This window comes from Rhizobium sp. RHZ01, from assembly GCF_014851595.1.
Classification (GTDB): Bacteria; Pseudomonadota; Alphaproteobacteria; order Rhizobiales; family Rhizobiaceae; genus Rhizobium; species Rhizobium altiplani.
This window is the reverse complement of sequence record NZ_JACUZZ010000032.1, coordinates 1-23,954: the sequence shown is the minus strand read 5'-3', so window position 1 is coordinate 23,954 and position 23,954 is coordinate 1. Positions and strand designations below refer to the sequence as shown.

32 protein-coding genes and 1 pseudogene are annotated in these 23,954 nt (G+C 55.9%); 19 read left to right on the top strand and 14 right to left on the bottom strand.

What is annotated here, in order from left to right:
- Nucleotides 1–82: 82 nt before the first annotated feature.
- Entirely contained in the window at nucleotides 83–1,348 is a 1,266-nt protein-coding gene (locus tag IB248_RS26125; RefSeq protein WP_169684207.1) for a DUF763 domain-containing protein, read from the bottom strand.
- Nucleotides 1,349–1,692: 344 nt separating this feature from the next.
- Between IB248_RS26125 and IB248_RS26120 the strand changes: the two genes are divergently transcribed.
- The 3 genes from IB248_RS26120 (at nucleotide 1,693) to IB248_RS26110 (ending at nucleotide 3,034) form a co-directional block, all read left to right on the top strand.
- Complete coding sequence (locus IB248_RS26120; RefSeq protein WP_192241891.1) at nucleotides 1,693–1,851, top strand: hypothetical protein; 159 nt, start codon at nucleotides 1,693–1,695, stop codon at nucleotides 1,849–1,851.
- A gap of 297 nt (nucleotides 1,852–2,148) precedes the next feature.
- Nucleotides 2,149–2,328 carry a hypothetical protein gene (locus IB248_RS26115; protein WP_192241890.1) on the top strand — a complete coding sequence of 60 codons (180 nt, stop codon included), beginning with the start codon at nucleotides 2,149–2,151 and terminating at the stop codon, nucleotides 2,326–2,328.
- A gap of 391 nt (nucleotides 2,329–2,719) precedes the next feature.
- A complete protein-coding gene (locus tag IB248_RS26110; RefSeq protein ID WP_169684204.1) occupies nucleotides 2,720–3,034 on the top strand; it encodes a helix-turn-helix transcriptional regulator in 315 nt (104 codons plus the stop codon).
- Here the strand turns inward: IB248_RS26110 and IB248_RS31955 are convergent.
- On the bottom strand, nucleotides 3,031–3,249 hold the full coding sequence (locus IB248_RS31955) for a type II toxin-antitoxin system RelE/ParE family toxin (RefSeq protein ID WP_348644158.1): 219 nt from the start codon (nucleotides 3,247–3,249) through the stop codon (nucleotides 3,031–3,033). The two genes, IB248_RS26110 and IB248_RS31955, sit on opposite strands and share 4 nt — an antisense overlap.
- Nucleotides 3,250–3,474: 225 nt before the next feature.
- Nucleotides 3,475–4,233 carry an endonuclease/exonuclease/phosphatase family protein gene (locus IB248_RS26100; protein ID WP_192241889.1) on the bottom strand — a complete coding sequence of 253 codons (759 nt, stop codon included), beginning with the start codon at nucleotides 4,231–4,233 and terminating at the stop codon, nucleotides 3,475–3,477.
- Nucleotides 4,234–4,299: 66 nt separating this feature from the next.
- Between IB248_RS26100 and IB248_RS26095 the strand changes: the two genes are divergently transcribed.
- On the top strand, nucleotides 4,300–5,271 hold the full coding sequence (locus tag IB248_RS26095) for a lysylphosphatidylglycerol synthase domain-containing protein (RefSeq protein ID WP_192241888.1): 972 nt from the start codon (nucleotides 4,300–4,302) through the stop codon (nucleotides 5,269–5,271).
- On the opposite strand, the gene IB248_RS31950 is transcribed toward IB248_RS26095, so the two are convergent.
- Nucleotides 5,221–5,988, bottom strand: coding sequence for a phospholipase D-like domain-containing protein (locus IB248_RS31950; RefSeq protein ID WP_246733878.1), 768 nt, complete (start codon nucleotides 5,986–5,988; stop codon nucleotides 5,221–5,223). The genes IB248_RS26095 and IB248_RS31950 overlap by 51 nt on opposite strands.
- On the opposite strand from IB248_RS31950, the gene IB248_RS32235 reads away from it, so the two are divergent.
- The 4 genes from IB248_RS32235 (at nucleotide 5,987) to IB248_RS26075 (ending at nucleotide 8,416) form a co-directional block, all read left to right on the top strand.
- On the top strand, nucleotides 5,987–6,121 hold the full coding sequence (locus tag IB248_RS32235) for a hypothetical protein (RefSeq protein WP_281412475.1): 135 nt from the start codon (nucleotides 5,987–5,989) through the stop codon (nucleotides 6,119–6,121). The genes IB248_RS31950 and IB248_RS32235 overlap by 2 nt on opposite strands.
- Nucleotides 6,122–6,766: 645 nt before the next feature.
- Nucleotides 6,767–7,639 (top strand): hypothetical protein, encoded by an 873-nt coding sequence (locus IB248_RS26085; RefSeq protein WP_246779297.1) that lies wholly within the window; start codon nucleotides 6,767–6,769, stop codon nucleotides 7,637–7,639.
- A 73-nt stretch (nucleotides 7,640–7,712) separates the two neighbouring features.
- Complete coding sequence (locus IB248_RS26080; protein ID WP_113162970.1) at nucleotides 7,713–7,874, top strand: DUF1328 domain-containing protein; 162 nt, start codon at nucleotides 7,713–7,715, stop codon at nucleotides 7,872–7,874.
- 119 nt (nucleotides 7,875–7,993) lie between these two features.
- Nucleotides 7,994–8,416 carry a hypothetical protein gene (locus IB248_RS26075; RefSeq protein ID WP_169684200.1) on the top strand — a complete coding sequence of 141 codons (423 nt, stop codon included), beginning with the start codon at nucleotides 7,994–7,996 and terminating at the stop codon, nucleotides 8,414–8,416.
- Between the two features lie 24 nt (nucleotides 8,417–8,440).
- On the opposite strand, the gene IB248_RS26070 is transcribed toward IB248_RS26075, so the two are convergent.
- The 3 genes and pseudogenes from IB248_RS26070 to IB248_RS26060 all read right to left on the bottom strand — a co-directional run bounded on the left by IB248_RS26070 (nucleotide 8,441) and on the right by IB248_RS26060 (nucleotide 9,802).
- Entirely contained in the window at nucleotides 8,441–8,887 is a 447-nt protein-coding gene (locus tag IB248_RS26070) for a hypothetical protein (protein ID WP_113162972.1), read from the bottom strand.
- A gap of 29 nt (nucleotides 8,888–8,916) precedes the next feature.
- Nucleotides 8,917–9,130, bottom strand: a pseudogene (locus IB248_RS26065) (hypothetical protein).
- Between the two features lie 171 nt (nucleotides 9,131–9,301).
- Nucleotides 9,302–9,802, bottom strand: coding sequence for a sigma-70 family RNA polymerase sigma factor (locus IB248_RS26060; protein WP_169684199.1), 501 nt, complete (start codon nucleotides 9,800–9,802; stop codon nucleotides 9,302–9,304).
- A 645-nt stretch (nucleotides 9,803–10,447) separates the two neighbouring features.
- Between IB248_RS26060 and IB248_RS26055 the strand changes: the two genes are divergently transcribed.
- Complete coding sequence (locus IB248_RS26055) at nucleotides 10,448–10,714, top strand: hypothetical protein (protein WP_169684198.1); 267 nt, start codon at nucleotides 10,448–10,450, stop codon at nucleotides 10,712–10,714.
- A gap of 22 nt (nucleotides 10,715–10,736) precedes the next feature.
- Here the strand turns inward: IB248_RS26055 and catE are convergent, their stop codons facing one another.
- On the bottom strand, nucleotides 10,737–12,866 hold the full coding sequence (catE, locus tag IB248_RS26050) for a catalase C (RefSeq protein ID WP_192241887.1): 2,130 nt from the start codon (nucleotides 12,864–12,866) through the stop codon (nucleotides 10,737–10,739).
- Between the two features lie 368 nt (nucleotides 12,867–13,234).
- Between catE and IB248_RS26045 the strand changes: the two genes are divergently transcribed.
- The 4 genes from IB248_RS26045 to IB248_RS26030 all read left to right on the top strand — a co-directional run bounded on the left by IB248_RS26045 (nucleotide 13,235) and on the right by IB248_RS26030 (nucleotide 15,491).
- On the top strand, nucleotides 13,235–13,630 hold the full coding sequence (locus tag IB248_RS26045; RefSeq protein ID WP_113162979.1) for a DUF1236 domain-containing protein: 396 nt from the start codon (nucleotides 13,235–13,237) through the stop codon (nucleotides 13,628–13,630).
- Between the two features lie 81 nt (nucleotides 13,631–13,711).
- On the top strand, nucleotides 13,712–14,023 hold the full coding sequence (locus IB248_RS26040) for a hypothetical protein (protein WP_169684414.1): 312 nt from the start codon (nucleotides 13,712–13,714) through the stop codon (nucleotides 14,021–14,023).
- A 379-nt stretch (nucleotides 14,024–14,402) separates the two neighbouring features.
- Nucleotides 14,403–14,891 (top strand): GNAT family N-acetyltransferase, encoded by a 489-nt coding sequence (locus IB248_RS26035; protein WP_169684415.1) that lies wholly within the window; start codon nucleotides 14,403–14,405, stop codon nucleotides 14,889–14,891.
- A gap of 396 nt (nucleotides 14,892–15,287) precedes the next feature.
- The gene (locus IB248_RS26030) at nucleotides 15,288–15,491 is read left to right on the top strand and encodes a CsbD family protein (protein WP_169684417.1); all 204 of its coding nucleotides are present in this window, start codon (nucleotides 15,288–15,290) and stop codon (nucleotides 15,489–15,491) included.
- A gap of 191 nt (nucleotides 15,492–15,682) precedes the next feature.
- On the opposite strand, the gene IB248_RS26025 is transcribed toward IB248_RS26030, so the two are convergent.
- The 3 genes from IB248_RS26025 to IB248_RS26015 form a co-directional block, all read right to left on the bottom strand.
- Nucleotides 15,683–16,048 (bottom strand): PAS domain-containing protein, encoded by a 366-nt coding sequence (locus tag IB248_RS26025; protein ID WP_169684421.1) that lies wholly within the window; start codon nucleotides 16,046–16,048, stop codon nucleotides 15,683–15,685.
- A 253-nt stretch (nucleotides 16,049–16,301) separates the two neighbouring features.
- Nucleotides 16,302–16,493 (bottom strand): hypothetical protein, encoded by a 192-nt coding sequence (locus tag IB248_RS26020; RefSeq protein WP_169684423.1) that lies wholly within the window; start codon nucleotides 16,491–16,493, stop codon nucleotides 16,302–16,304.
- 134 nt (nucleotides 16,494–16,627) lie between these two features.
- The gene (locus IB248_RS26015) at nucleotides 16,628–17,137 is read right to left on the bottom strand and encodes a cupin domain-containing protein (protein ID WP_169684424.1); all 510 of its coding nucleotides are present in this window, start codon (nucleotides 17,135–17,137) and stop codon (nucleotides 16,628–16,630) included.
- A 306-nt stretch (nucleotides 17,138–17,443) separates the two neighbouring features.
- Between IB248_RS26015 and IB248_RS26010 the strand changes: the two genes are divergently transcribed.
- Nucleotides 17,444–17,695: a hypothetical protein gene (locus IB248_RS26010; protein ID WP_169684426.1), complete on the top strand. Its 252-nt coding sequence runs from the start codon at nucleotides 17,444–17,446 to the stop codon at nucleotides 17,693–17,695.
- A gap of 86 nt (nucleotides 17,696–17,781) precedes the next feature.
- Here the strand turns inward: IB248_RS26010 and IB248_RS26005 are convergent, their stop codons facing one another.
- Entirely contained in the window at nucleotides 17,782–18,258 is a 477-nt protein-coding gene (locus IB248_RS26005; protein ID WP_246733901.1) for an HD domain-containing protein, read from the bottom strand.
- Between the two features lie 223 nt (nucleotides 18,259–18,481).
- On the opposite strand from IB248_RS26005, the gene IB248_RS26000 reads away from it, so the two are divergent.
- The 4 genes from IB248_RS26000 (at nucleotide 18,482) to IB248_RS25985 (ending at nucleotide 20,688) form a co-directional block, all read left to right on the top strand.
- The gene (locus tag IB248_RS26000) at nucleotides 18,482–18,793 is read left to right on the top strand and encodes a PepSY domain-containing protein (protein WP_169684428.1); all 312 of its coding nucleotides are present in this window, start codon (nucleotides 18,482–18,484) and stop codon (nucleotides 18,791–18,793) included.
- A 25-nt stretch (nucleotides 18,794–18,818) separates the two neighbouring features.
- Nucleotides 18,819–19,424, top strand: a complete 606-nt coding sequence (locus tag IB248_RS25995) for a general stress protein (RefSeq protein WP_169684430.1) — start codon at nucleotides 18,819–18,821, stop codon at nucleotides 19,422–19,424.
- 619 nt (nucleotides 19,425–20,043) lie between these two features.
- The gene (locus tag IB248_RS25990) at nucleotides 20,044–20,229 is read left to right on the top strand and encodes a DUF3008 family protein (protein ID WP_113164041.1); all 186 of its coding nucleotides are present in this window, start codon (nucleotides 20,044–20,046) and stop codon (nucleotides 20,227–20,229) included.
- Nucleotides 20,230–20,277: 48 nt separating this feature from the next.
- Nucleotides 20,278–20,688, top strand: a complete 411-nt coding sequence (locus IB248_RS25985; RefSeq protein WP_192241886.1) for a DUF4174 domain-containing protein — start codon at nucleotides 20,278–20,280, stop codon at nucleotides 20,686–20,688.
- Nucleotides 20,689–20,857: 169 nt separating this feature from the next.
- Here IB248_RS25985 and IB248_RS25980 read toward each other — a convergent pair whose 3' ends face one another.
- The gene (locus tag IB248_RS25980) at nucleotides 20,858–22,009 is read right to left on the bottom strand and encodes an MFS transporter (protein WP_169684432.1); all 1,152 of its coding nucleotides are present in this window, start codon (nucleotides 22,007–22,009) and stop codon (nucleotides 20,858–20,860) included.
- A 531-nt stretch (nucleotides 22,010–22,540) separates the two neighbouring features.
- On the opposite strand from IB248_RS25980, the gene IB248_RS25975 reads away from it, so the two are divergent.
- On the top strand, nucleotides 22,541–22,729 hold the full coding sequence (locus tag IB248_RS25975; RefSeq protein ID WP_025662090.1) for a hypothetical protein: 189 nt from the start codon (nucleotides 22,541–22,543) through the stop codon (nucleotides 22,727–22,729).
- A 698-nt stretch (nucleotides 22,730–23,427) separates the two neighbouring features.
- Here the strand turns inward: IB248_RS25975 and IB248_RS25970 are convergent.
- Nucleotides 23,428–23,954: transposase (locus tag IB248_RS25970; RefSeq protein ID WP_192241885.1), on the bottom strand; the 527-nt coding region annotated here is incomplete at its 5' end.

Below are 23,954 nucleotides of genomic sequence, written 5' to 3'. Positions count from 1 at the left end.
AAGGTTGAGCGCGGTATCGGTTCAGGGTGCGTGAGGCCGGATTTTTCGTCGCTTCTCGAAACAGGGGCGATACCCCCAATCATCAAGGCTTGCGGCGCAGGTGTTCTCTGTCTTCCCGTGTCGGATGCTCCCACCCGAATACACTGCGGCCGCCCCGTTCGTGCGACCGCAAGAATTCGCCGGCGACGATCTCCTTCAGATCTGGCCCTGTAACATAGCGTTCCAGTTGCCGCGACTGATCATCGAGTCGCCTCAAAGCCTGTAATTCCTCTTCGCGGCCAAGCCTTGCCCGGCCGACGGCGGACCTCATTACCTTGATTGTTTCGTCATAGACTTTGACCGGCACAGGGAAAGGATGGCGATCCTTTCCGCCATGGGCGAGCGAGAAGCGGGCGGGGTCCGAGAAGCGACATGGCGCGCCGTGAACAACCTCGGCCACCATTGCCAGGGCATTCACTGTCCGTGCACCGATTCCCGGAATTAGAAGAAGATCTTCAAAATCTTTTGGGCCGCGGTCGGCCGCTGCCGCCAGTGTCCCATGCAGGCGTTTCATGTCGACGTCCTTCTCACGCACGTCGTGATGGGATGGCATGATGAGGTGGGGCAACAGTGGCTGGGCCGCATTTTTCTCTTCCCGCGCCGGTTCAAGCGCGATGACCTCCCGCAGGATTTTATCCGGCCCCAACACGCCCAGCAAATCAAGCTGACTCCTTCTCGAGCTTTCCGCTCGATGGTCAGCAAGATTGACAATATTCCCCTGTCCGCGTCCTTCGATTGCTGAATGCGGAGAATCCACAAAGCTCCTGAGACCCTCCGAATGCCAGTGATACCGTCGTGCCTGCCTCTTGCCGCCGTTCATGCCTTGCTGGACCACGACCCATTTACCGTCATCAGTGACAATGAAGCCGTGCAGGTAAAGATCGAAACCATCCTGGACCGCAGCGCTATCAACTTTGGCGACCAGCCTGCTGGTGCGCGCAAGAGCGGCGCCATCAATTCCCACGCGATTGCCGATGGCCATCAGCTCGTCAGGAGTCTGCCTCGAATGCCTGCCGCGGCCGCCGCAGACATGAATGCCGAGTTCGCCGGCCATCGGATTAAGGCCCCGCTTCAACGCTCCGATGACACTTGTCGTGATGCCGGACGAATGCCAATCCATGCCCATGACTGCACCGAAAGACTGGAACCAGAACGGGTGTGCCATGCGGCTGAGCAATTCGTCGCGACCGTAGTGAATGACGATTGCCTCGGTGATGACCGCACCGAGCCGTGTCATGCGCTCGCCCAGCCATCGTGGGACGCGGCCACCATGAAGAGGAAGATCGGCGCTGCCGGCTCGTTGGACCATGTAAAGCTTATAAAATGGTTTGAGACGGCGAGACAACGATAAAGTTCTTGAAGCGCCGTAATGCGAGAATGGGCAAAGCTTTTTCTTTGCAGAGCGGCCGATTGTGTTGTCGCATTGTTTTCGCGCTGACCGGTGGGCGGTTGCCGTGAATCAATTTTTCCACCAAACCTCTACCAGGACAACAAGGAGGAAGGAATTGTTCAGGGTAATTGCGGGCGGACGTCAGAAGGAGCAAGAACGAGTGACAGAAGAGCCTTGCAAGATTTTTGCAGGAGGGTCACAGGCGTCTTCGTAAAGCGGATATTCAGCGATACGAAGCGCGAGAGCGCGTCGCCGGAATCCCGATGCCGCTGTCGCTTAAACATTATAAGGTTCAAGTTGAGTACGTGATCGCCGCTTTGTCAAAGCTCGATCCGCTTCCACCCGATTACATGTCAGATGGCTATTGGCCATCCTTCGAGAATGCCGACCGGCAGTTTGGCCGCGAAGGTATGAAAGGATGAACACGCTTTGATAATCATCAATGGTCGTCGGATCTGCGCAATGTATCGATCGACTTCGCAAGACCCGGAAAAGCAAAGAAAACGACGTCGTTAGCGCAAAGCACACCACTTCTTGTTACGCGCGCCATTCCGTTCGGGGCTATTCGCAAAGGCCCGAGCGCTCTCATCCGACGCTCACTCCGACTATGTCCTCTATCGCCTGAAAAAGGGCCTTACAGGGACCTTTGTCCAATGGACTTACCTATGGGCGGGTGTACCATATGCTGGTGGTTGAATGACATGTATTGGTAGGTGACAATGGACATCGAGCCATTATTCGACGCCGTGATCGACCGCCGCAATGGGCAATACAAAGTGTCGATAAGAGACGGAGACATCACTGCAGAGCGTGTATTTTCTTCCGAAGAAACCGCCGAGCAGTTTAGGCAAGATGCCTACGACAGCCTGAAGACGAAATACGCCCAAAAGGGGTTGTGACCTTGCTCTAGGTTCGGTGAGCCTCAAACAAGTAGCTTCTTTCCAACAGGACCGCAGGCGACAATAAACTGGGTCGGTCAGAGAACGTCGATTTTTCCGACCATAGAGCATGCCCAGACCGTCTGGGCCGATGCATCCGAGGTCATGTGCGCAATCGACCAGCAGCGTGGCGTTATGCTCTCGGCACAGCTCCTGCAGAGCTGCCAAGTCAGGCGTGCCTAGTAGGCCAAGATGACAGGGACTGAAGAGAGGGCTTGCGGGCGAGCCAAGTCCGCCAGGGCGGATATTGCGCCTGACCATGTGACCTAAAACGCAAAAAAACAATTTGGAACTAACTTGACGCCCCAATCATTCTTGATTATATACTGAAACCTGTATAAAGGGAAGGCAAATGGAACGGCTTGTCTATGACAACGTCTTCGAGTCACTCGTTGACGACAAGGATGAAGCTGCCGATTTGAGCTTCCGGGCTGCCCTGATCTCCGCTCTCGTCGATCTAATCCAGGATCGCGGGTGGAAACAAGCAAATGCAGCAGAAGCACTAGGCATACCACAGCCAAGAGTTAGCGAGCTGATGCGGGGGAAGGTTCACCTATTCTCCGCTGATAGGCTCATTGGCTATCTGGCCCGCCTCGGCGTTCGCTTCAAACCATCCTTTGAACATCACAGAATAGTCTGCGATGTAGAAATGACAGAGGCCGCTTAACGCGGCCTAAGTTGTCTCTTATATCTCCTTTGCTTCTTCCGAGCGTTAACCTCTTTCATCATCGCCTTGAAGCGCTCGTCCACCGTCTTCATCGCTGCCCTATCGACCCCGTTTGTGGTTTTGGTGAAAGCGTGCAGCACGAAGACGGTATCTTCGTACTTGGCGCAGTATACTGCTCGGTAAGCCGGACTTCCGTTCTCGATCAGCTCTATCACGCCAGGTCCGATTCCACTTCAATGTTTAAAATCCGACAGGGGATCCTTGCCTTCTTGCACCCGCTGCAGGTCCGTCGCGAATTGGAGTCCGATCTCCTTCGGAAGAGCCTTCATCGCCTTCAGTGCGGAATTATTGACGTACTCTAAATTCAATTTTTTGGACATTTTCCCTCATCACTTCATAAAACCTCTCTTTCCAGCCACTCGATCCCAAGCCTCGCAAGCTTATTCGATGCGAAAGCCTACCAACAGCGGCAGGTGATCTGAGGCTCGACGTGCAAGCGGATCGAATACAATTGACGACGACCTTACCCGGATTTCCTGCGATACGAAGACATGATCGATACGCAAAAGGGGAAAGCGCGAAGGAAATGTCGGTCGAGGCTTTATTGTTGTCAATAATTGCGCATCTTGAAAGTGCATTGACAGCCGTTTGTAGGCGGAAGTCGAGGGTGTGGCATTCAGATCTCCGCAGACGATTGACGGCGAGGAACGAAACTCGGCATGTCCAATCCAGTCGTCGCCGAACAGCGCTGCGACCTGCCGGATACGGTCGCGGTTGCGAAGCCCTAGGTGTGTATTGAGAACGTTAAGCGGTTGCCCGTGAACATCGACCTGCACCCAGATTGCGCCGCGCGTTTCGCCGATCGAGGGGAGGGGTGCCGCCCTTATCAGGCGCACGGGCAGTGCCGTCAGAATGGCGTCGCCATAGCGTTCTTCCTCGACATGCAGTGCCGGGTGAAAGTGGGCGTTCATCTTTAGCAGCGTCGCAATAGTCGCTGCCTGGTCGACACCGCCGGTTCTTCTTCGGCCGACGTCCAGCTCCTGGAGTGCAATGATGTCTGCTTGAGATTGCGCAATAACATCCGCAATCCGGTTCAGGTCAATTCTGCGGTCCGTCCCGACACAGCTGTGAACGTTGTAGGTGAGAATCTTGATCTCGCGTTGGTCGCGTGGGGGACATGAGGGTGGTGGTGTAGCCATTCAGCCGGAACCCGTCTGGCCCAATTTCGTTCCCAAAGACAAAGACATCAAACGGACGGATCCTTCATGTCGACAAGGCGCATCCTTTTCAATATTTTTCTCGTGTTCGGCCTGCTGCTTGCGGCCTACCTGCTCTACAAGGTCTTCAACCGGTATACCTTTGACGAGATCCTGCAATCGATTGACCGGATTCCCCGCTGGCGTCTGGTTTCCGGCTTTGCATTTTGTGCTCTTTCCTATCTTTGCCTCACGGGCTTCGATTGGATGGCTTTGCGATATGTTGGCCGGCCGCTGGCCTATCCGAAAGCAGCGATTGCCTCCTTCACCGCGCTTGCGATCGGCCATAATCTTGGCGTGGCCGCCCTGAGCAGCGGCGCCGTTCGATATCGCTACTACACACGATGGGGGCTGGACGCTGAGGAGGTCGCCAAAGTCGTCTTGTTTTGCGGGGTAACGGTCATGCTCGGGCTGTCTGCACTCGGAGGCATAGTCTGTCTCATAAATCCGACCGATGTCAGCAAACTGTTGGGTGTGAGCAGCAGCAATCCCTTCTGGATCGGTCTTGGCGTACTGTCACTGCCGGTAGCCTACGTCGTTCTTTCCGCCACGGTGCGCTCGCCATTGCGGCTCTGGAAATGGTGTTTCACAATGCCGAACATCAGACTTGCAGTTGGACAGATCGCGATTGGTACGCTTAACTTCACCTTCGTTGCCGCATGTCTGCATCAGGTCCTGGCAAGCGAGGCGCCGGTGAGCTTCGTCCAAAGCGCAACGGCGTTCGTCCTCGCCAACGTGGCCATTCTTGTCGCTCACGTGCCCGGCGGCCTCGGTGTGCTGGAGGCCACAGTCACGACCGTGCTTCCAGGGGCTGCATCGATCGGGGGGCTCGTGGCATTCCGCGTGATTTATTTCCTGGTGCCGTTGCTGTTGGGATTGCCCGTTTTCGCAATCAGCGAGTTGATAACCCGCAACGTGAAAAAGAAGCGGCTAGACAAGGGTCGCGAGAAACCGTCCGAGCCTCAAGCGCAACTTCTGTAGTGGCCAATAAGGCCGCCGGGGGTCGACAAGCGCGGACCCCGGCAAAAGGCCCGTCGCGCTGCAATCAGGATCGACCTCGTACTCTCTCAAGCCGCGCTCCCGGGTGTTCAGCGCAGCGATAGCTCCAAGCATTGATCGCGACTTCTCCACCTCACGGACCTCGGCAACGCTCGCGCTCAGGTGCTCCGCGATGAGGCGGTGGCGAAGTGACGTAATGGCCTCCTGATGGGCAGCGCAATCGGCTTCGAGTGCGAGATCGCACTCCGTATCCAGGCCTTCTGAACGATTGTTGAGGTTGGAGGATCCCACGCGTACGAAGCGGTCGTCGATGATAATGAGCTTCGAATGAACAGTGATTTCCTCCTCGCCGCCATTGTCGTCGGACGTGACGGCATACATCACCTTCAGTCGATCGAACCAATCGGCGCGCTTCAGACGCCGTATCAGGCGGTCGCGGTTGCTGCCCATGGCGAACTTCTCTATCCAACCGTGCGAGGTCTTTGTGACGATTACCGCGATCTCAGGCCCGTTCGGTTCCTTCAATCGCCTTGCAAGCGCCCGGCCGACGCCGGCGGACGCAAGATATTGAGTTTCGACATAGATATATCTCTTGGCTGCGGCGATGGCATCGCGCGTGAGCCGACGTGCCTCATAGCGTCCACGCTTGCCAATGAGGCCTGGTTCGGTCAGGGCGATAGCCGCGGGAGCTTGCATCATGTCGGCCGCCAAAGCTGGTCGGATGATCGTCGCATCGATCTCGGAAGACACACTCTCGCTGGTTGCCCTCTTCCAACGTCGTCTGGCCACATCACGGATCATTCCCGCTACCTCACCCGAAACCAGGCATTGAACATCGTGAACAGGCGGGTAGGGAGTACCGTCAGGGGAGAGTCTTAGAGGATTTGCACTCCGGTGGTCGGATTCGTCCCACCGTCTGGCTGTCAGGTCGATGCCACCCATGAAGGCGACACTTCCGTCGATTGAAACGAGCTTCTGGTGGTGGCAAGCACGCAGTGGATGTTTAAAATCGAAATTCAATGAGATCTGCGGATGTCTGGAGATTGGGCTCTGTCGAAACAGCCGCAATGACTTGCCCGAATAGATAGGACCCATCCCCCAAACCAGAATTCTGACCCTTAGTTGCGGGAGGTTATCCACTAGCGACAAGAGACGTTCGCCAAGTGTTTCGGTGCTTGAATGGGGTCGCAGGCGAATATCCGGGTTAAAATCCCAACCAATGATCCAGATCTCGCGCTGCGCTCGCCCAAGCGCGTCGTCGAGCGCAGAAAAGTATGCTTCGCCGTCGATCAGAAATGTAGCCTCATCAGCAACGCCAGTGCGCCAGGCGTTGCGTCCTTGGCGGACGATACTTCGTACAGGCTTTTGACCTGCCAAACGGCTTAGAGAAGGGAAGACAGTCCGGAAGCGATCCGGATTGGGGGCATTGTCTGCCAATCGATACTCGTGCATTTGGCGCTGTTTTTCCTGTAACGTCGTGGCGATTTTGATGTCTCGCGAAACGCGCGCGGCGAGCGGCGTGTTCCAGATCCGGGAAAAAAAATCGAGGGCCAGCTCAATACGATCGCAGTGGTGTCCGCCCAAACGTGCACCGTCCAACGCCGCGAAGGTAACGGCACGCCGGTTCCAACTTGTCGATGACTTGGCAACGGTTGCCCGCTCGATGACAGGGACGAAACGATGCCATCTCGCCCGGATTCACGACGTCCTTTCCTCACCTGCGCCGGGCGTTTGTCAGTTGACGCCTGACCGTTTTGACAGCGACGCCACGCTCCTGCCGAAATTGCCTGTTGTTGGTGTTTCGTGGACCAAAGGGCGCAATATGGAATTTATCAGTCGTTTCGTTGACCAGCCGATGCTTCAGGGGGCTTCGCGGGCACTCCAGATCTGGCATGAGAAAAGCCGGCGCTCCCCGGACGAGCTCGGTCCTGCTTGGGAGCTCATCGTGATTTCGTGCCTGATTGCTGTGAGCTGCTGGTTCCTCTCAGGAACTGGTTGGTTGATTGCGGCAAGTACCTTGATGCTTCTGTCATTGCGCCCCGCCTGGAACCTTCTGGCAGGGCCGAAGTGCGGTGACTATGACGCACGCGCCTATCGCGCAAGGGCGGCCCTCGCAATCAGGAAGCGAGAAACCGAGTGGTCGGCGCGGATGCTTGTGCTCCTGATTTCTGTCTGCCTGCCAATGATTGCTCGCGCAGGCGATCAATCCGGAGAATTGTTCATCCTCGGAGCGGGTGTCTGGTTCGTTTTGACTGTTCCCGTAAATGCATATCTGGCCGCCGCTGAGCCGCCGAAGCCCAATGATGGTGACTTCGCGTTCACCAGGAGCCGCACGCTGGCAGCTTTCTGACCCACTACTGGCCGGCCTCGGAACCAATCGCCTTTCGCTCCGTTTTCCTCTCGTCAAAATGACGGAGGTTGAAATGCTCTACTATGCTCTTGTATTTTTGGTGGTCGCATTGATTGCCGGTGTACTTGGTTTCGGCGGGATCGCTGGCGCTTCCGCATCGATCGCTCAGGTCCTATTCTTCATCTTTCTGGTTCTTTTTGTCGTCTCAATCGCAATGCGTGTGATCAAGCGATGAAGAATTCGTTGGAATGAGCCTCGCTCGGTGGCGGAAATCCGCCGCCGTGTCTGTTCGTGTGAGTTAGTGAGGAAAGCCTCCGCTTCGCGATGACGCGCGGAAAATTTGGAGAGACTAGGATGACTGCCGACACTACTGGACGCCCGGTCGCGTTCGACACCGACGAGGACTTACAGGAGCACTTGGCTTTGCTGGAGGCAGATGCTCACGCGGATGATCGGGTCGTACCTGATGCGCTTTCGCGGCGAACTTTTGGGGACGTTCACGCTGATTTTTTAGCAGTACAGGACGAAGTTGAGCATCTTCGTGCAAGGCTTTCCGTTGTTACACGGCAAGCTGAGACTGTAATCCGTTCACGTGCCGAATGGGCGGATGCGAGCGCGCATGCGCAACTCGGTGACTACCCATGGCTGAAACTGGCGGGAGCAATGGTTGGTACCTATGTCCTGGCAAGCCTACTTCGCACCATACCGCTCGGATCAGCACTCACTGCGGCCCTGCCGCTTGTGGCAGCAGCCATTCAACGCCGGACCGAAGGATAAGGACCTCCGACCGCCGCCGGAAGTTCAGGTCTGGGTCGATATGATTGTGTTCACCGAGACATTGCCGCCTAGTACACCACGTTTCAGGTCCGAACGTCCCCGCTCGATTTCGACAACCGTATAGAGCTTGTCGTCTCGAAAGGCACTTGCGTTCGATGTGGTGACATCCTCAGCTGGAGCAGCGTCAATCTCCATGAAATCAAGTTCCCGGCTCGCTGCTACAATACGAGCATCGCCAGCGGTTCGGGCCGCAACGATGACAATGCCATGGTTTGTGGCATTGTCCCACCGCGGATCATCTGGTGCGGCGATCGGTTCAAGCCGATAGACATTCAACGGCTCGTCCGGTGAGTACGTCTCGACTGCAGCAGCATCACGGATCTGGGCCTGACTCTCCGTCGAGCGACCAAAGGTCGTTCGACTGGTTGCATTATTAGATTCGTCCTGGCCCGTTTTGACGACGTTCGACATGGCTCGTTCTCCGTAAACTGCGCCTTTTGCTAACCTTGATCGTTGTCTTGCTTCACTTCTGAAATGTCGTAGTTGATGTTCCAGTCCTTGATCTTTTTGCTACCAGGGGGGACCTTTTTTCACGGTGGCATCCTGCGATCCGGTGACCACTGTGGGCTTGGCACTTCCAACGCCGTCGCTTTCGCGCTTTGCTTGCGATGGTGCGAAGGCCCCCTTCGCGTCTGTCGCGGGTTTCGATTTCATGATTTCCTCCATTCTCAGTCTTGAACCGACGCGGCCGACTTGGTTCCCTGGGTATTGCTGGCAATGGAAGGGCGCTAATCCCGTTAAAGGATTTCGGTTTGGAAATCTGCAACCGACGCCTTTCATTGTCCATCACAAGTGCGCGGGCGTTGACGACAGATCCCCAAGTGATTAGCCCGGTACTTCAAGTTCGATCATGAGATGCCGTCGCGCGCGATTGACACGGCTCTTGATAGTGCCGATCGGGCAATGGAAGTGATCGGCCGCCTCCTCGTAGCTGCGCCCATCAATGAAAATGAACTCAAAAGCGCTGCGATACTTGGCCGGCAGACTTGCACATGCCACCTCAAGCTCATGACCGCGAACCCTCCACTCCTGTTCGGGCGCGACGGCTCGCTTTAGCGACAAACCGTCCGCCATCCCAACGATCTCCCGTTTCGCAATCCGATACCGTGTACAAAAACTGTTGCGCATAATGGTGAATAGCCACGATTTCAGCCGCGTCCCCTCCTTGAAATGATCAAGGTTCGACAGAGCCTTAACAAGTGTTTCCTGTACAAGGTCATCTGCGTCGTTGGGATGCCTATAGAAAGTACGGGCAAATGCCCGTAGTGCCGGAATGAGCTCGGCAATTTCCTCGCTCATCGAGCCGGGAGAAATGGGTGCGGTCATTATCTCTTCCCCGCAACGGATACTCGAAGAAAAACCTCAAATGAGTGTTTGGTTCCAGCAAAACCGAATTGGTGCGATACCGCACGCTCGGGGCCGACCTCGGTCTATCGGAAGGCTACTATTACCGTCCGTTACCGTACGCGACGTCATGATTGACCTCTAATATATGGAAGTTACGATGGCTCCCGACCAAGCAACGGGAGAATGAATTTGACCTTCATGCGATGGCTTCGGGATGCAGATATGGCGATGCTCTCACGTTCAGTTCAGACCTGGTACAAGCATTTTGACGCCAAACCGGACGAAAGAGCTTCCGAGGTACTTTGCGAAGCGGCCATAGATCTCTTTCACCAGGGTCATAACACCCAGGATGAACTGGTCACCCTTCTGATTTCTCGATATCCGGGCCCTGAGGCGATCCTGATCAACGCTCCTACGTCGGCGTCCGTACACTGAGAACTACTGTCGCAAAATTCTTGCCCTGAGTTTAAGAAGCACTGCACCTTCTCTCAGTATTCACGATGCCCTGCCGACACTGATCGCGCGGGCAAGGCGCGCGCCCTTATGATGTCAGTATCTGTTTGGCATCGAAGGGGAACAACGCCTCGTCCCAAGCATTCCTTCTCGCCAGTGCAGGAGGACGTCATGCAGCTTCTCGAAACCCATGTGGGCTCTGTTGTCGATGGAAAGCTCACGGTCGAATTTGTCGGCGAGGGAGGCGAACTTGTTTCAGTCAGGGTGGTAACCGATGACCGCAGTCTCGGGGGAGAGAGCGCCGTGCGACGCGCCAAGGAGGTCCTGGTACAGCTTACGGCATTCGGAACCGACGGCAACGCCACCACTTTCGAACCTGTCGCTGCCGCCTCCCGAGCGACTCCGAGCGATCCCACGGAGCGCGACGAGGGACAATAGATGGCTAAGCCCGTTGCACTTGTCACAGGAGCGGGATCGGGGATCGGGCTGGCGACGGCAGAGAAACTGGCGCACGAAGCGTGCCAAGCTTTGAGACGAAGGACGGCAGGCTGTCTTTTCCTGATAGTGAAACAATGCCCTCGTCTTCCATTCCAGCAATGCCCGCTTTTTCGAGCAAGGGTAAGGCGGACTGGTCGTATCCGATGAACTTGCAGTGCTGGAAGGCATCGGCCACAAAGTCGCGGGCCGTTGCCTCCTTGATCAGCTCTTCTATCGCTGCGGAGGAAGTCAGCAATGCCACGGCGTCAAACAGCACCGACGGGCCTCCGTCGATCATGTGATGTGCCTGGATCCATTTTCCATTCGAAGCGGTGACCCCGCCCACCTTGGGAGCAACAAACTCGACGATCGCCTTTTCCTTTCCGACAGTATCGGTCAATCCCTTCAGCAGATTGGCGTCTACGCCATCGGTTATGAGGATGCCAAGCTTTCGGCCCTCGAACCGCTTCGGACCCTTCTCCACGATGCTGAGGGCAGGTGAAGGCTCAAGATCCTGACGTGTCGGCATTGCCGCGTCCGCGGCCTTAGGCATGGTCTGGAAGCCAAGCTTATCGGCGACGGTCTCGGCGAGGCTCTCGTCGATATTAAGCAGATGAGCAACCATGCGTTCCCGGATGACCGACGTCTCCACCTTGCTCAGTTCAAACGTCAAAGCCGCCGCTATGTGGCGCTGCTCGGGCTGGGTCTGGCTGATGTAGAACTGTCGGGCTTGACTATAATGATCGGCAAAGCTTTCCGGACGAAGCCGTACCTTTCCACCCTCTTCGGACGAGGCAAAGTGCCGGTAACCCAGCACGGGGGACTCTCGTGGCCCTTCACCGAAAGAGTTGGGTTGGTAGTTGATGCGGCCGACCGGATTGCGCATCGCCATGTGGCCGTCCTGTTGGAAATGCTGGAACGGACACTTGGGCGCGTTGATGGGTAGATGCGTGAAGTTTGGACCACCGAGGCGCTTGAGCTGCGTGTCAAGATAAGAGAAATTCCTCCCCTGCAACAGCGGATCATTGCTGAAGTCGATCCCGGGCGGGACGTTTTGGGTCATGAATGCAACTTGCTCAGTTTCGGCAAAGAAGTTGTCAGGCATCCGGTCCAATACCAGGCGTCCGATCGGTTTCACCGGCACGATCTCTTCGGGAATGATCTTCGTCGGGTCGAGGACGTCGAAATCGAAGCTGTCGGCGAAATCCTGATCGAACAGCTGCACACACAGTTCCCATTCAGGAAAATTGCCCGACTTTATGGACTGCCAAAGGTCGCGGCGGTGAAAGTCCGGGTCGGCGCCGTTGATCTTGACCGCTTCGTTCCAGACCACGGATTGAAGGCCAAGCTTCGGCTTCCAGTGGAATTTCACGAATGTGGATTCGTCCTTCGCATTCACGAGCCTGAACGTGTGAACACCGAACCCTTCCATAAAGCGAAATGAGCGGGGAATGGCGCGATCCGACATCACCCACATGATCATGTGCATGCTCTCAGGGGTAAGGGTGATGAAATCCCAAAAAGTATCATGGGCTGACTGCGCCTGTGGAAAGGCCCTGTCAGGTTCCGGTTTGACTGCGTGGATAATGTCCGGGAATCTGATGGCGTCCTGGATAAAGAAAACAGGAATGTTGTTTCCAACGAGGTCCCAATTCCCTTCCCGTGTGTACATTTTCACAGCAAAGCCGCGGACGTCACGGGCAAGATCGAAGGAACCTTTGCTGCCTGCAACCGTCGAGAAGCGAACGAATGCCGGTGTCTTTTCCCCGGCACGCTGAAAAATATCGGCTCTCGTATATGCCGCCAAAGATTCGTAGGTCTCAAAGAAACCATGTGCACCGTAACCGCGAGCATGGACAACCCGCTCTGGAACGCGTTCGTGGTCGAAATGGAAAATCTTCTCTCGGAAGTGAAAGTCCTCAACGATGAGGGGCCCGCGGGCACCTACTCTCAGTGAATTCTGGTCGTCAGCGACAGGCGCGCCTTGCGACGTGGTCAGGATTTCGGCCCCGTCTTCGGCAAATTGATGAAGTTCGCCACCATTTCCTCGATGAGGCTTTTGGTCGTGAATCGAGACAAGATTGACTTGACCCTTCGTGGTTTTCTTCGCCATCGGTTGCTTTCCCTAAACTGGAGATGCGATTACTTCCCGTTGCTCAGATCCCTTCGGTGCAACGGAACCGATCTCTCAACTTCATGTGAACGTTGAAGTTCCCGATAGGCTGCGAATTCCTCACTCCGGTGGAAATTGATTTCGCCTGGCTGCCCCGGACGAACTTCATTGGGCTGAAAGCACGAAGGCAGCAACTTCTGCCTATCCTGCTCCACGCTCGGCCGTTGGTTCATTGAGATCCGATCGGGGCGGTGACCTCGGACCTTGGTCTGAGGGCCGTCAGACTGAAGTCCCGGGGAGGGAACCGTTGCTGCGCTTGGTGGTTCGTTCAGGGAGCGGACAATACCGCTTCCAATGGAGGAAAATGAATGCGTATCAAATTGATAGGAACTGCCACTGCGGTCGCTCTCGCATCCACTTTTGCCTACGCCCAATCATCGACGGTGACGGGAGCTGCCGGCGGGGCAGCAACCGGGGCGATCGTCGGTGGGCCGGTCGGTGCAGCCGTAGGAGGCATTGTCGGTGGCGTGGCAGGCAGCCTTATCGATCCGCCGCCCCAGAAAGTCGTTACATATGTGCAGCAAGTTCCGGCTCCGACGACCAGAGTCGTCGTCAAGGAAAAGGTGGTTGTTGGCCAACCGCTCCCCGAGACGGTCGTTGTAACGCCGATTCCTGATGATCCAAAGTATGCCTATGCGATCGTCAATGAGCAGCGGGTAATCGTCGAGCCATCCTCGCGGAAGGTGATCCAGGTCATCCAGTAATCGTAAGGGGATGTTGGTGTTGGTCGTATGCCGGCGGGGGACAGTTCCCCGCCGGTTCTATCCGCGGCTTAGGGGAATCGTGTGACAAAGCTCATAACAGACATCAAGCTTGCCCAATTTGAGCTTCCCTATCTCGATAGGGTCGACAGACGCAATCTTGTCGGCCGTATCGTTGATGAACTGCGGTTCTACCGGTCAAGAAAACTCGGCGAGTTGGCGTTAGATCGATATTTACGACTGGACGCGCTGATTAAATGCGTTTCGCTGATGATAGCTGACATAGCAGATATGGATGACGCTGAATTTCAAAGCGTTCTCAACGAATTCGCGAAGCTGGTGGCTCTCCTCGAGAACCTTGCATCCGCTGGCAAGAGCGCAGCAACGCTGCATTGATTGCGGGTACTGTGTCGTGGACTCATAAATGCTCAGCCATGGCCGCGTGGCCGCGAGCGTGGCGAAGCGAGGCCGCGTCGTGTGCACCGACAATGCTTTATCCGGTCCAAACCGCTCAACCGGGTTTTTTGTCGGTAAGGGTGTGGGCTAAAGCACATAGGATTGCGCTGGTTCCGACAGGCACCGATCGCATGGATCTTGGTGGTCACCCTGCAGCCAATAGCGCATTCGAACGGTCCCCGTTCGCAGCTTGCTCCACGCCTGCGGGTCCCGGTCAATTTCTGGTTCGCTTCTGCGACCCAGACTTCGTTCGCGCGCGGTGGCTCGATCGCCGCAAAAAGCCCATTTCTACCGGCCAGCGACGTGCTAAGCTTGTCGAATGACAGCGCCCAACCATTACAGTTTTCGCAAAGCGACATTGGATGATCTTCCGTTGCTCAGAGCATGGCAAGCGAACCCGCATGTCCGCGAATGGTGGGACTCAGATGAGCCGTACGATGCAACAGACTTGGCTGATCCTCGGGTAGCGCGTTGGATTGTTTCAATCGCCGAACGCCCCTTTGCGTTTATGCAGGACTATATCGTCCACGGCTGGGAAGATCACCATTTTGCGAAGCTTCCTAGGGGATCGCGGGGAATCGATCAATACATAGGAAACCCCGAAATGATCGGTGTTGGGCACGGATCAGCGTTTATCGGGGCGAGAATGATGGCTCTCTTCGATGCGGGCGTACCCGTTATCGCAACCGATCCTCACCCTGCCAATGAACGGGCGATTGCCGCTTACAAGAAACTGGGTTTCGAACCGTCCGGATCACCTCGAGAGACGCGGTGGGGCTTGATTTTGCCGATGCTTGCGAGGCAGTAAGCGGCACGCCATCATTTGCAGCTTCGTCCGCATCCGAGACATGGTCGGACGCGCAGTACCTATACCCTCGGGGGCTGACACCGAGCGTATAGGTTTATAAGCACGCAGCCTAACCTCCTTTGTGATTTTCGATCCGGGAATCGCGAAACTACTGTTGCGTATTGGAGTTTCGCAGCGGTCGCATTCGTTCGACGGACATGTCTCACCAACCGACTTCGGCATTCTCTATTGCGGTTGGATCGCCGGATCTTTCCAAGGGTTTTGCGGCAGGCGACAGTCGATCGTCGGCCAGCTTTCAAGCTCAGAGCGCGTGCTGACTGCCGGAAATCCTCCTGCTAATCGGAACACTCGGTCGCCTGCTTCGTTTTAATTCCAGTCCGAACCAAGGAGGAATACATGGATTGGAACCGCGTTGAAGGGAACTGGAAGCAAATCAGAGGTAAGGTCAAGGAACAGTGGGGAAAACTCACTGATGACGATCTTGACCAAATCGATGGGCAACGCGACCAGTTGGAAGGAAAAATTCAGGAACGCTATGGGCTAGCACGGGACCGGGCTCGTCAGGATATCGACGACTGGTACGGTAGCCAGACCTGGTAGACGAACTGGAGGGCCCGGAGCGATCCGGGCTCCTTTTTGCGCTCTCCACTCATTGGTAGATGCGACCTTGGATTTGCGTTCCCGCTGCCACGATGCGACCATGAGCCAAAACTATCTCCGCTATGTCCGCCCTTAAACACCGGACGACATAGGCTGGTACCGCTCCGCGGTGACCATGAATGTGTTGACCTTCATAAAAGTTCAAGTGGATAGACGATCCCGGCGTAGTGGGTTGGTTCGCCTTGCCGATTCCGGAAGCACCTGCCCATCGCAATCACCCACCGCGTTTCGTTGAAAGCATCACGAACGCGATATTCTGCATGATAGGGCAGCCCGCTTCTGACGGCTTGCGAAATTAAAGCTGCCACACGCGCGCGATCGTCGGTATGGATCCGCTCGATATACGAGGCGATCGGCAATCCACAGATCGTCTCGGCCGGATCGAGGCCAAACAAAGATGCTATGGCCGTATCGCCGTCGACGGTATCTCCTGCAAGAGACCAGGTAAAAATTCCCGGCTCAGCCGCGTCCTCTTCGAGATTGCTTGCGATCCTCATCGCACCTCCGCTTCAAGGTTGGGCCCCCAACTGCCAGCAATGCCGGAAGTTCCAGAAGTTCACAATCAGCTCTGTGTTGGGAAGCAGCGAAACGGCCGGTCAGCTTGAGAGCGAAATCTCGCTTTGGTAGCGAATGGCCATCTATGATCACACGACGTTGTCCCGTGGTGCCGCACGCGAGCCGCCACAAGGCAAGGGGGCGGCGAATCGGAGATCACGCGATGCCGCTCACGTTTGACTTTTTCATGACAAATCAAACGCGCCAGCGCGGATTTCTATTGGCGTTATAAAGCAGTTCGCCTGCAGATGCAAAATGACCAAAGAGCTGGCGCATCCGCCGTTCGTCGGCTTCACCTATCTGGTGCTGGCGGCAAGAATCGCGCACCGACCAAATCCTCAAGGATTTCTTGGTATCGAGATCACCCTCTCTGATGTGCGTCGACATTACTCTCCTCCGTTTGGAGGGGTGCTTTAGTGCAGGCTAAAATAAATGTCATTTAACTTTGACATTCCTGATTTGCCTGTTTCAGGACGTGACGTCTAATTTTTCCGGTCGAACATCAGCTCACTACTTCCGCTTTATCGCGTCTTCTCGGATCGCCAATGGGACAAAAGAGGCTCGCGCGTTCCCGTAACCGGATCAAGGGTAGGCAAAGATAACTTTCTGATCACGTCCATTTCCATGCCGGTGGCCGCCGAAGTCTTGATATCGGCGCTCTGGCCCGGCGGGTAAGCACCGACAACCAGAAACGATTGGCTCGCGGCAACAAGGCAATGCCCAGTGCCGGCAGGTAAAATCAGGCAATCCCCAGCCGTGACCGCAAAATCGATACCATGAGGGCCCCCGATCATGATGGAGCCGTGGCCGTCAGCTACACCTAACACTTCGTGCGCGTGGACGTGATAGTGTTGATAGCCAAAAATCCCGTCACGCCAGAGCCCCGTCCAACCGTGTTCTTGAAAGAGACTCTCAAATCGTTTTGCCGATGCCTCTTCGCTGATGACGGCAGATTTATAGAACAGCACTGGCAAAGCCCGGTTGTTCGGGATCCAATCGCTTGGCGAAAGAAGACGGGCTGTTACCTCCATCGATGCTCCCTTTCTCCAATTCCGGCGACCGTAACCGGCGAGCAAACGAGATGACGCCACGAAAATGCAGCTATTGCCGCATCGTTCCATCAGTATTCAACGCTTGGCGCGAGACAACCTGCGGAATTCGGACTGAGGTGAACCGTGGCTATGTCGCCGCGACGGACTCGCCACCTCTCGATCAGCTTGGAAAAAATTCATCCGGACCATCAAGCTTCGCAAGTTCGATCCTTTGCGAGGCCATCGTGATTGCGCGACGGAACCTTGCAACCGTCGGTGAGTTGATCTCGCAAACGGAGATTCATCGTGACAAGATTCTACTTCCGAACCGGCCCGACAGACACTCCCTGGCAAGACGAAGATGGCTATGAGTTCCCCGACTTGCCAGCGGCGCTCGATGAAGCAAAGCGCCTCGTTGCCGAGATGGCCATCGACGGGATTCCCACTGCTACACGGGAGCCGCTTGAAGTTGAGATCTACAATCCGGACCGAGTTAAGATCGTAACAGTCTCATTGCATCTATGCATTGAGTACGCCGGTGGGGATTCTCAGAGATAGGGGGAGCAGTGACCAAACGAGTCGAGCGAGGATACCCGCCACTTGGCGTTCCGTTCACCCAGGTTTGCCGTCGTAATTGCTGGGTACTATTTTCCGCTCCTAGCGGTTACGCCGTACAACTCCTCAATGATCTTCAGACCTTCCTTGTATTTTGACTGATCCAAACCAACGTTCCGCGCTTGCTTCAGATTGTCTTTAAGGTCGGCCACCTTTACCGGACGGGCAAGTTCGTCACTAACTGCCCGGACGACAAACTCATCCTCGCTTTCATTTTCTCTTCGGGTCAGGGCGTTGATGGCGGCCACTACGGAAGGATTGAATCCTTCATCACTCAGGCGCTCAAAAGTCCAGCCGCGGCCCTTTTCGACGACGTCGTGCAGGTAGGCGACGATCCGCTGGTCGTCCCCCTCGACGGCGCTAGCGACGCGCTTGCAGTGCGAAAAATATGGGTTTCCTTTCTTGTCGGTCTGCCCTGCATGAGCCGAGAACGCGATTTTTATCGCTCGTAAAACATCTAACCCATCATCGCCTTCACTCATTAAGCCCAGATGCTCTGATGCCATGACTCTTACCTCCAGTAAATCAACGCCGGGCAATGCTTAGAGTTCCTGCGCGTGCCGCCTGGTGAAGGCTCTGTTCTGAAGAAAACTTAAGGCCGACTCCCAGGATCTAATTCCTGCCGAGCGCAAACGATCAATCGAGGGTCGATCGACTTCAGTCTAAACGTGTCAATGGAACAAGCAGAGTTTCTGGTTGTTTGTTTGTTCTCAACCAGAGGAAACATCAATGAAAAAACTCATGATCCTTTCTATCGGCATGGTGATGACGGCCTCGGTCGCGCTCGCCCAGAGCGAAACGCCGACGACGTCCCAGACAACACCCGCGGTCAAAACCGAGCAAAATCCGGGAGCCCCGGTAGCAGGCAAGAACAGCTTCACCGAAGGCCAGGCAAAGGCCAGGATCGAGGAAGCTGGTTACACCGACGTCACCGGCCTCAAGCTTGACGATCAAGGGGTGTGGCGGGCCAGCGCCACCAAGGATGGCAAACAAGCAAACGTCTCCCTGGACTTTCAGGGCAACGTCACCATGGCCAAGTAACCACGAATAACAAGGAAGCAGTCATATGAGAACGATCACTGGATTATATGATAACTACGATGACGCGCGCGCGGCCGTGTCAGCGTTGGAAGACGCGGGCGTCCCGTCCGATGACATCAGCATTGCCACCAACGAGGCGAATGGTGTTGATGTCGAAGCCCAGGGCAATCGCGCCGCAGAAGGCGCAGGAACCGGTGCCGGTCTTGGCGCACTGGCCGGCGGTGCCGGCGGTCTCCTCACCGGTCTTGGCATGCTTGCCATTCCGGGTGTGGGTCCCGTAGTCGCTGCCGGTTGGCTCGTTGCGACCGCGGCCGGAGTTGCGGCCGGCGCCGTTGCCGGCGGTGCGGTCGGGGGTATAGTCGGTGCCATGGTCAAGGAAGGCGTTCCTGAGGAAGACGCCCACCTCTACGCGGAAGGCGTCCGCCGCGGAGGATCGGTCGTCGCCGCGAGGGTGGAGGAAGCACATGTCGCCGAGGCCCAGGCTATCCTTGACCGGTGGCGTCCCGTAGATATCGGAGCACGCCGCGCGAGTTATGTTGAGCAGGGCTGGACCCGTTTCGACGAAACCGCCGATCCCTATACTGCGGAGCAGATCGCCGCTGAACGACAACGATATCGTTCTAGCCTGTAGGCGAACTGAAGCCTGTAAGCGGCCGCCCGATGCGGCCGCTTCAGTTTCCTTCAGAAGGCTTCATGGTGAGATCGGCATACAGGATGCCGGACGACTAGCCCCAGTGTAAGTCCCCGCTGTTGGACAGCCAGTTGTTTAAAATAGCGGAGATGCCAAACGCAAAGCGTGGGACGGTGCGGGGCAATTGGCAAGGTGCAACCGCAAGCGGCTGGCCTGGAAGCACTACTGATGAGGAAGGCGTCGAATAGGTCATGTCAGCGATCCGATTGTATGTCGGATCTTCACCTAACTCCGCCGCGCTCGCGAATGTTCCTGATGCGCAATTGCAATAAGCGATTTCCCGCACCCACCTGGCTCGGCCGTTTCAGCATGGCGCTCTTGCCTGAGCTGGAACGCCTTTTCGAGAAGGGCCAGATGCCAAAATCCGATTAGCATCAGCAGTGACTGCCGCTGCGATCTTCGACACATATGAGTTCATGGCGCATGGTTCCGAGCTTGTGTGTCATTGCACCCGACGTCGATTGCGGTTTGACGCAAAGACTTTTGCTTACCTCCCTGATCGGGGAACATTTGCTTCTCAGTCTAGTTATTCCTTGACTTCACAATGAGGAAAAACAGAATGCCCGCAAAATCCAAAGCGCAACAGAAGGCAGCCGGCGCCGCCCTTTCGGCAAAGCGCGGTCAAACCCCGAAAAGTAGGCTCAAGGGTGCGTCTCGGGAAATGGCCGAATCGATGAGCGAACGACAGCTGGAAGAGTTCGCCTCGACGAAGCGGAAGGGAAAGCCCGACCGCGTCTCTCATTAGCGAAAAGCCATCCTGCAGCTTTTCCAATTGATGGAAGTGGCCGGTTACATGCTGAGATCACTCTTCAAGGAGATCATAGGCGCGTCACCCGCGACCGACGATTCGTGCCCCAGTCTTTTGGGGTTTCGCAACCTATCATGGGTCCTCGTGCTCTTCGAAGGTGCGGCCGATGATCGCCCCGAGATGCAGGAGCAACTCCTGGCCAATCAGCAAGGCGCACTCGAAAAGCAAGCGGTCACTATCCTTCGCGTTGCTGGCGGAGGCGTTTTTGACAGTCTCGACATCGCCGCGGACATCGGCGCGGATGATGTGCGCAATGATCGTGAAGGACCTTCCCCCGACGAATTCGAAGCTATTCTCGTCGATCCGAATGGCATCACAAAGTTTCGCTCGAACCAGCCCGTGAGCGTGCCGTACCTCGCCGGCTTAGTCGACAGGCTTTTCAAAGAAATCCAATAGTGCATGGACAACAACGGGGAAGGCTTGATTCCAAGGCTTTTTGACCAAATTCTGCATTCCCACGCTTCCCCGCCGCCAGAAACAAACCAGAAATTGGTTGGCTGACGCTCAGAAGACAGTTCCAGGTTCAATATCATTCTCTCGGGTGTCGCGTCCTCGGGTCATGCCGCTATGCGAAGGCACTTCGTCTTGTTGAGAGCGACTTGACGCAAAAGAGTGCTACGACAACGAGCGGAATGCAGATCAGGTATGAGGTTCGAATACCTGCGTTCTCAGCGACAAAGCCGAGCAATGGTGGTGCAAGGAAAAAGACGATGAAGGACATCTGACCTAGAGCTGCAACATTCATATGCGCAGGCCGGTCGGTCCGCTGAGCGGCAGCCGAAACGGCAAGCGGATAGACGGCGCTGCAGCCGCTACCCATTAATGCAAAGCCGAGCAGGGCGCCTTGGGGATGGGGAGCAAGCCAAACCGCCGTGAGCCCAGCTGTTGAGATCAGGAGCAAAGTAACCGCGACCGCCCGAGAGCCGTATTGATCGACAAAGCGATCCGCAAATAGTCGTGTAAGCGCCATGAACAGTGTGAACAATGTCAATCCGAGGCCACCTACAAATGGCTCAACCCGGAAAACATCGCGCATATAAATCGCTGACCAATCTATGCCTGCACCCTCCACCAGAAAAGCAGCAATGCCAATGATGCAGAGCGGAAGGAGACCGAGCGTCGGCAATGCGACATGGCCTGCGTCCACATGCTCGCTTGAGGTCCGCGCCGGTGCGCTACGCATTCCACTGATCGCGATAGTGCCCACCAACACCACGGCAATGAATGTTAGGGCCAGGTGGAGTTGCATCGAGACGTCGGCCTGCCGCACCGGCGATGAAATGAGCGCGGTGACAAAAAATCCGAGACTCCAAAAACCATGGGCTCGGTTCATAACTCCACGACCGAGCTGCGCTTCGATACGATCAATTTCGACGTTGAGATTTATTTCAAGGGCTCCTGCGAGCAATCCTTCGAAAAACAAAACCCCAAAAACGACTTCGGCGCTAGTCATCCACGGGACAGAGGCAATCAGCGCGGACGTCCCAAGCACGGTTATGAACGCTGTAGTACGGGCCCCCAGTCGAGTAACCAGGGGCGAAAAGAATGTTAGGGATATCAGTGCACCGATGGCAGCACCGATAAGCGTAAGCCCCAGTTCCGACTTGTTGACCTGGAGAGCATCCTGGAGATCGGGAAGGCGGGAGAGCAAGGCACCGGTTGATGCCGAAAAGAGGAAGAAGCAGGTATAAATTCGCACCTGCGGTTCAATACGCATTTCATGGCTCCCGGTCTTTAGGTTTCGGCGGATACTCGCAAACGCCTCAATGACTTCCGTCCCAACCGTGATCCAAACGGGCCATCGCATCCAGCGAATCCGGGCCCTAAGGCGCAAAGATTAACAGTCAGAGGAAACGGCCACTCCAGCGGTCTTGGTCGGGTCGGCCTGGCTGCAGCGACGATACCCGTTATACGCGAATTGCTTCTCACTGACAAGACGTGTGGGGATACGTTGATGTCTGTTCTCCGTCCGCGAAGTTGCGATCAATGAAAGAAAACACTATGAGTGTCGACCATTCATTTAGTTATCGCGCGCCTTCGACAGGAGAACCTACAGCTCCTGAGTCTGTTTCCACGCTTTGGCGAATATTGAGTAAACAACACCAGGGTCGGTGACTGCGCGCTGGGCTCGTGCCCAGGCGATGGTGATGCACCTCTAGCAGCTGGCGTCCACCAAGAATACCACGAATATTGTGCATTGCAGCACGGATTGAATGGCGCTAAGTTTCTTCGTCAGTTAGGAGCGCCCATGGACGAAGCCAGCATCGCTCAATTGCTCTTCGCTCTCCGCGTTGCGAGGGAAATTGCCACGCTGGAAGGTCCTGTATTCGACATTGTCGTCTATCGAGTCGAGCAAGCAATCGAGGAGATAAGAGATGAAGCCCTAAGGCAAGGTATTGTCGTCGAAATCGAACATGCGTCGACCCGAATGCAGTAGAGAGAGGGGAGGTTGCCGCCGATCAGCATTGGTTGAAGGATCGCGATTACGAAGGCAAGACTGGGCAGTTGAACCGCTTGTTTCTCACTCATACGCCATCGCTTCGGACACGACTGAGCGCGCATGCTGCAATGCCGCATAAGCCAAAGGGATGAAAGAGTCACGGTTCCCGACTAGCCAACATCCCGGTATTGTGCCGTCATGGAGATGAGACCGATATTTGCGCGACTGCGACCAGACCTGAATGCATCCGGTGTCGCTGACAAGCTTCACGAGCTCGGTTTGGATGTCGCTCGGCTCAATTCCGAAACGCGCCGAGCACTTAACGCGGAGCACACCAGAATGTGTGCCGAAGGGTATTACAATTCTGGTTATGTCGCCATTCGCCTATTTGTTTGGTACGTGACGGATAGTGGCCGGTTTGATGCAGCATGCCTCACCCAACCGGGCACAATCAGCAGGTCGATCTCCACAATCCGGCAATGGGCATCCGCGGACCCGACCCAGGCTGCCGCGATCGAAATCGAGATCACAGCTTTGAAGATCTTTCTCCTTCAGATCTTTGATCGCGTCAGTGCACCGCGACACACCAGACGGGCTGCTCAAGACCGCTTGCTGGGTGCCTAGGAGGAGAATGGTAACCCTCTACATCTGGTCGATGGTGATCAATTAAATCGTCGATCGTGAAGAACTCGCTTTCAGGCAGGTTGTTGCGGCATCGGTCGGCTCTGGAACGTGAGGAGGAGTGCGGCGAACAGACACAAAAGTTGCCTGAACCATCGCAGCAGGAGGGAGAAGTTGTATCCGGCGGCGGCCAGAACGGCATTGACGGCATCCCCCTGTTCGCCAGCGAGATAATTCCGGTCCATTCTGTGTTCGCTCTTGAGGTGTCCAATGACGGGTTCGACCGCCGATCGTCGTCGCATCTGGCGCTTGATGGCGGGTGTGAGACGGCGCTTCTGGCCACTGGTGAAGACTCTCAGCTTGTGACTTTCGGGAGCATTATGGCCGCGGTATCCAGCATCGGCCAGAATGCGGGAGAGCTCGTTGCCAATCATCTTTTCCATATCCGGAATGACGGTCGCGAGCGTGTGGCCGTCGTACGGATTGCCGGGCAGCGCCGCTGCGTGCAGGGCGAACTGCCCGCCCTTTGAACGGTTCAGTGTTGTGGCCACGGACACCTTCACTCCGAACTCATAGGGCTTGTGCGCCTTGCCTTTACCAA

Bases quoted from the DNA above. Each gene is read 5' to 3' on its own strand.
- IB248_RS26125 (WP_169684207.1), bottom strand. From the start codon at position 1,348: ATGGTCCAACGAGCCGGCAGCGCCGATCTTCCTCTTCATGGTGGCCGC.
- IB248_RS26120 (WP_192241891.1), top strand. From the start codon at position 1,693: ATGCCGCTGTCGCTTAAACATTATAAGGTTCAAGTTGAGTACGTGATC.
- IB248_RS26115 (WP_192241890.1), top strand. From the start codon at position 2,149: ATGGACATCGAGCCATTATTCGACGCCGTGATCGACCGCCGCAATGGG.
- IB248_RS26110 (WP_169684204.1), top strand. From the start codon at position 2,720: ATGGAACGGCTTGTCTATGACAACGTCTTCGAGTCACTCGTTGACGAC.
- IB248_RS26100 (WP_192241889.1), bottom strand. From the start codon at position 4,233: ATGGCTACACCACCACCCTCATGTCCCCCACGCGACCAACGCGAGATC.
- IB248_RS26095 (WP_192241888.1), top strand. From the start codon at position 4,300: ATGTCGACAAGGCGCATCCTTTTCAATATTTTTCTCGTGTTCGGCCTG.
- IB248_RS32235 (WP_281412475.1), top strand. From the start codon at position 5,987: ATGTCGGCCGCCAAAGCTGGTCGGATGATCGTCGCATCGATCTCGGAA.
- IB248_RS31950 (WP_246733878.1), bottom strand. From the start codon at position 5,988: ATGATGCAAGCTCCCGCGGCTATCGCCCTGACCGAACCAGGCCTCATT.
- IB248_RS26080 (WP_113162970.1), top strand. From the start codon at position 7,713: ATGCTCTACTATGCTCTTGTATTTTTGGTGGTCGCATTGATTGCCGGT.
- IB248_RS26075 (WP_169684200.1), top strand. From the start codon at position 7,994: ATGACTGCCGACACTACTGGACGCCCGGTCGCGTTCGACACCGACGAG.
- IB248_RS26070 (WP_113162972.1), bottom strand. From the start codon at position 8,887: ATGTCGAACGTCGTCAAAACGGGCCAGGACGAATCTAATAATGCAACC.
- IB248_RS26060 (WP_169684199.1), bottom strand. From the start codon at position 9,802: ATGACCGCACCCATTTCTCCCGGCTCGATGAGCGAGGAAATTGCCGAG.
- IB248_RS26055 (WP_169684198.1), top strand. From the start codon at position 10,448: ATGCAGCTTCTCGAAACCCATGTGGGCTCTGTTGTCGATGGAAAGCTC.
- catE (WP_192241887.1), bottom strand. From the start codon at position 12,866: ATGGCGAAGAAAACCACGAAGGGTCAAGTCAATCTTGTCTCGATTCAC.
- IB248_RS26045 (WP_113162979.1), top strand. From the start codon at position 13,235: ATGCGTATCAAATTGATAGGAACTGCCACTGCGGTCGCTCTCGCATCC.
- IB248_RS26035 (WP_169684415.1), top strand. From the start codon at position 14,403: ATGACAGCGCCCAACCATTACAGTTTTCGCAAAGCGACATTGGATGAT.
- IB248_RS26030 (WP_169684417.1), top strand. From the start codon at position 15,288: ATGGATTGGAACCGCGTTGAAGGGAACTGGAAGCAAATCAGAGGTAAG.
- IB248_RS26025 (WP_169684421.1), bottom strand. From the start codon at position 16,048: ATGAGGATCGCAAGCAATCTCGAAGAGGACGCGGCTGAGCCGGGAATT.
- IB248_RS26020 (WP_169684423.1), bottom strand. From the start codon at position 16,493: ATGTCGACGCACATCAGAGAGGGTGATCTCGATACCAAGAAATCCTTG.
- IB248_RS26015 (WP_169684424.1), bottom strand. From the start codon at position 17,137: ATGGAGGTAACAGCCCGTCTTCTTTCGCCAAGCGATTGGATCCCGAAC.
- IB248_RS26005 (WP_246733901.1), bottom strand. From the start codon at position 18,258: ATGGCATCAGAGCATCTGGGCTTAATGAGTGAAGGCGATGATGGGTTA.
- IB248_RS26000 (WP_169684428.1), top strand. From the start codon at position 18,482: ATGAAAAAACTCATGATCCTTTCTATCGGCATGGTGATGACGGCCTCG.
- IB248_RS25995 (WP_169684430.1), top strand. From the start codon at position 18,819: ATGAGAACGATCACTGGATTATATGATAACTACGATGACGCGCGCGCG.
- IB248_RS25990 (WP_113164041.1), top strand. From the start codon at position 20,044: ATGCCCGCAAAATCCAAAGCGCAACAGAAGGCAGCCGGCGCCGCCCTT.
- IB248_RS25985 (WP_192241886.1), top strand. From the start codon at position 20,278: ATGCTGAGATCACTCTTCAAGGAGATCATAGGCGCGTCACCCGCGACC.
- IB248_RS25980 (WP_169684432.1), bottom strand. From the start codon at position 22,009: ATGCGTATTGAACCGCAGGTGCGAATTTATACCTGCTTCTTCCTCTTT.
- IB248_RS25975 (WP_025662090.1), top strand. From the start codon at position 22,541: ATGGACGAAGCCAGCATCGCTCAATTGCTCTTCGCTCTCCGCGTTGCG.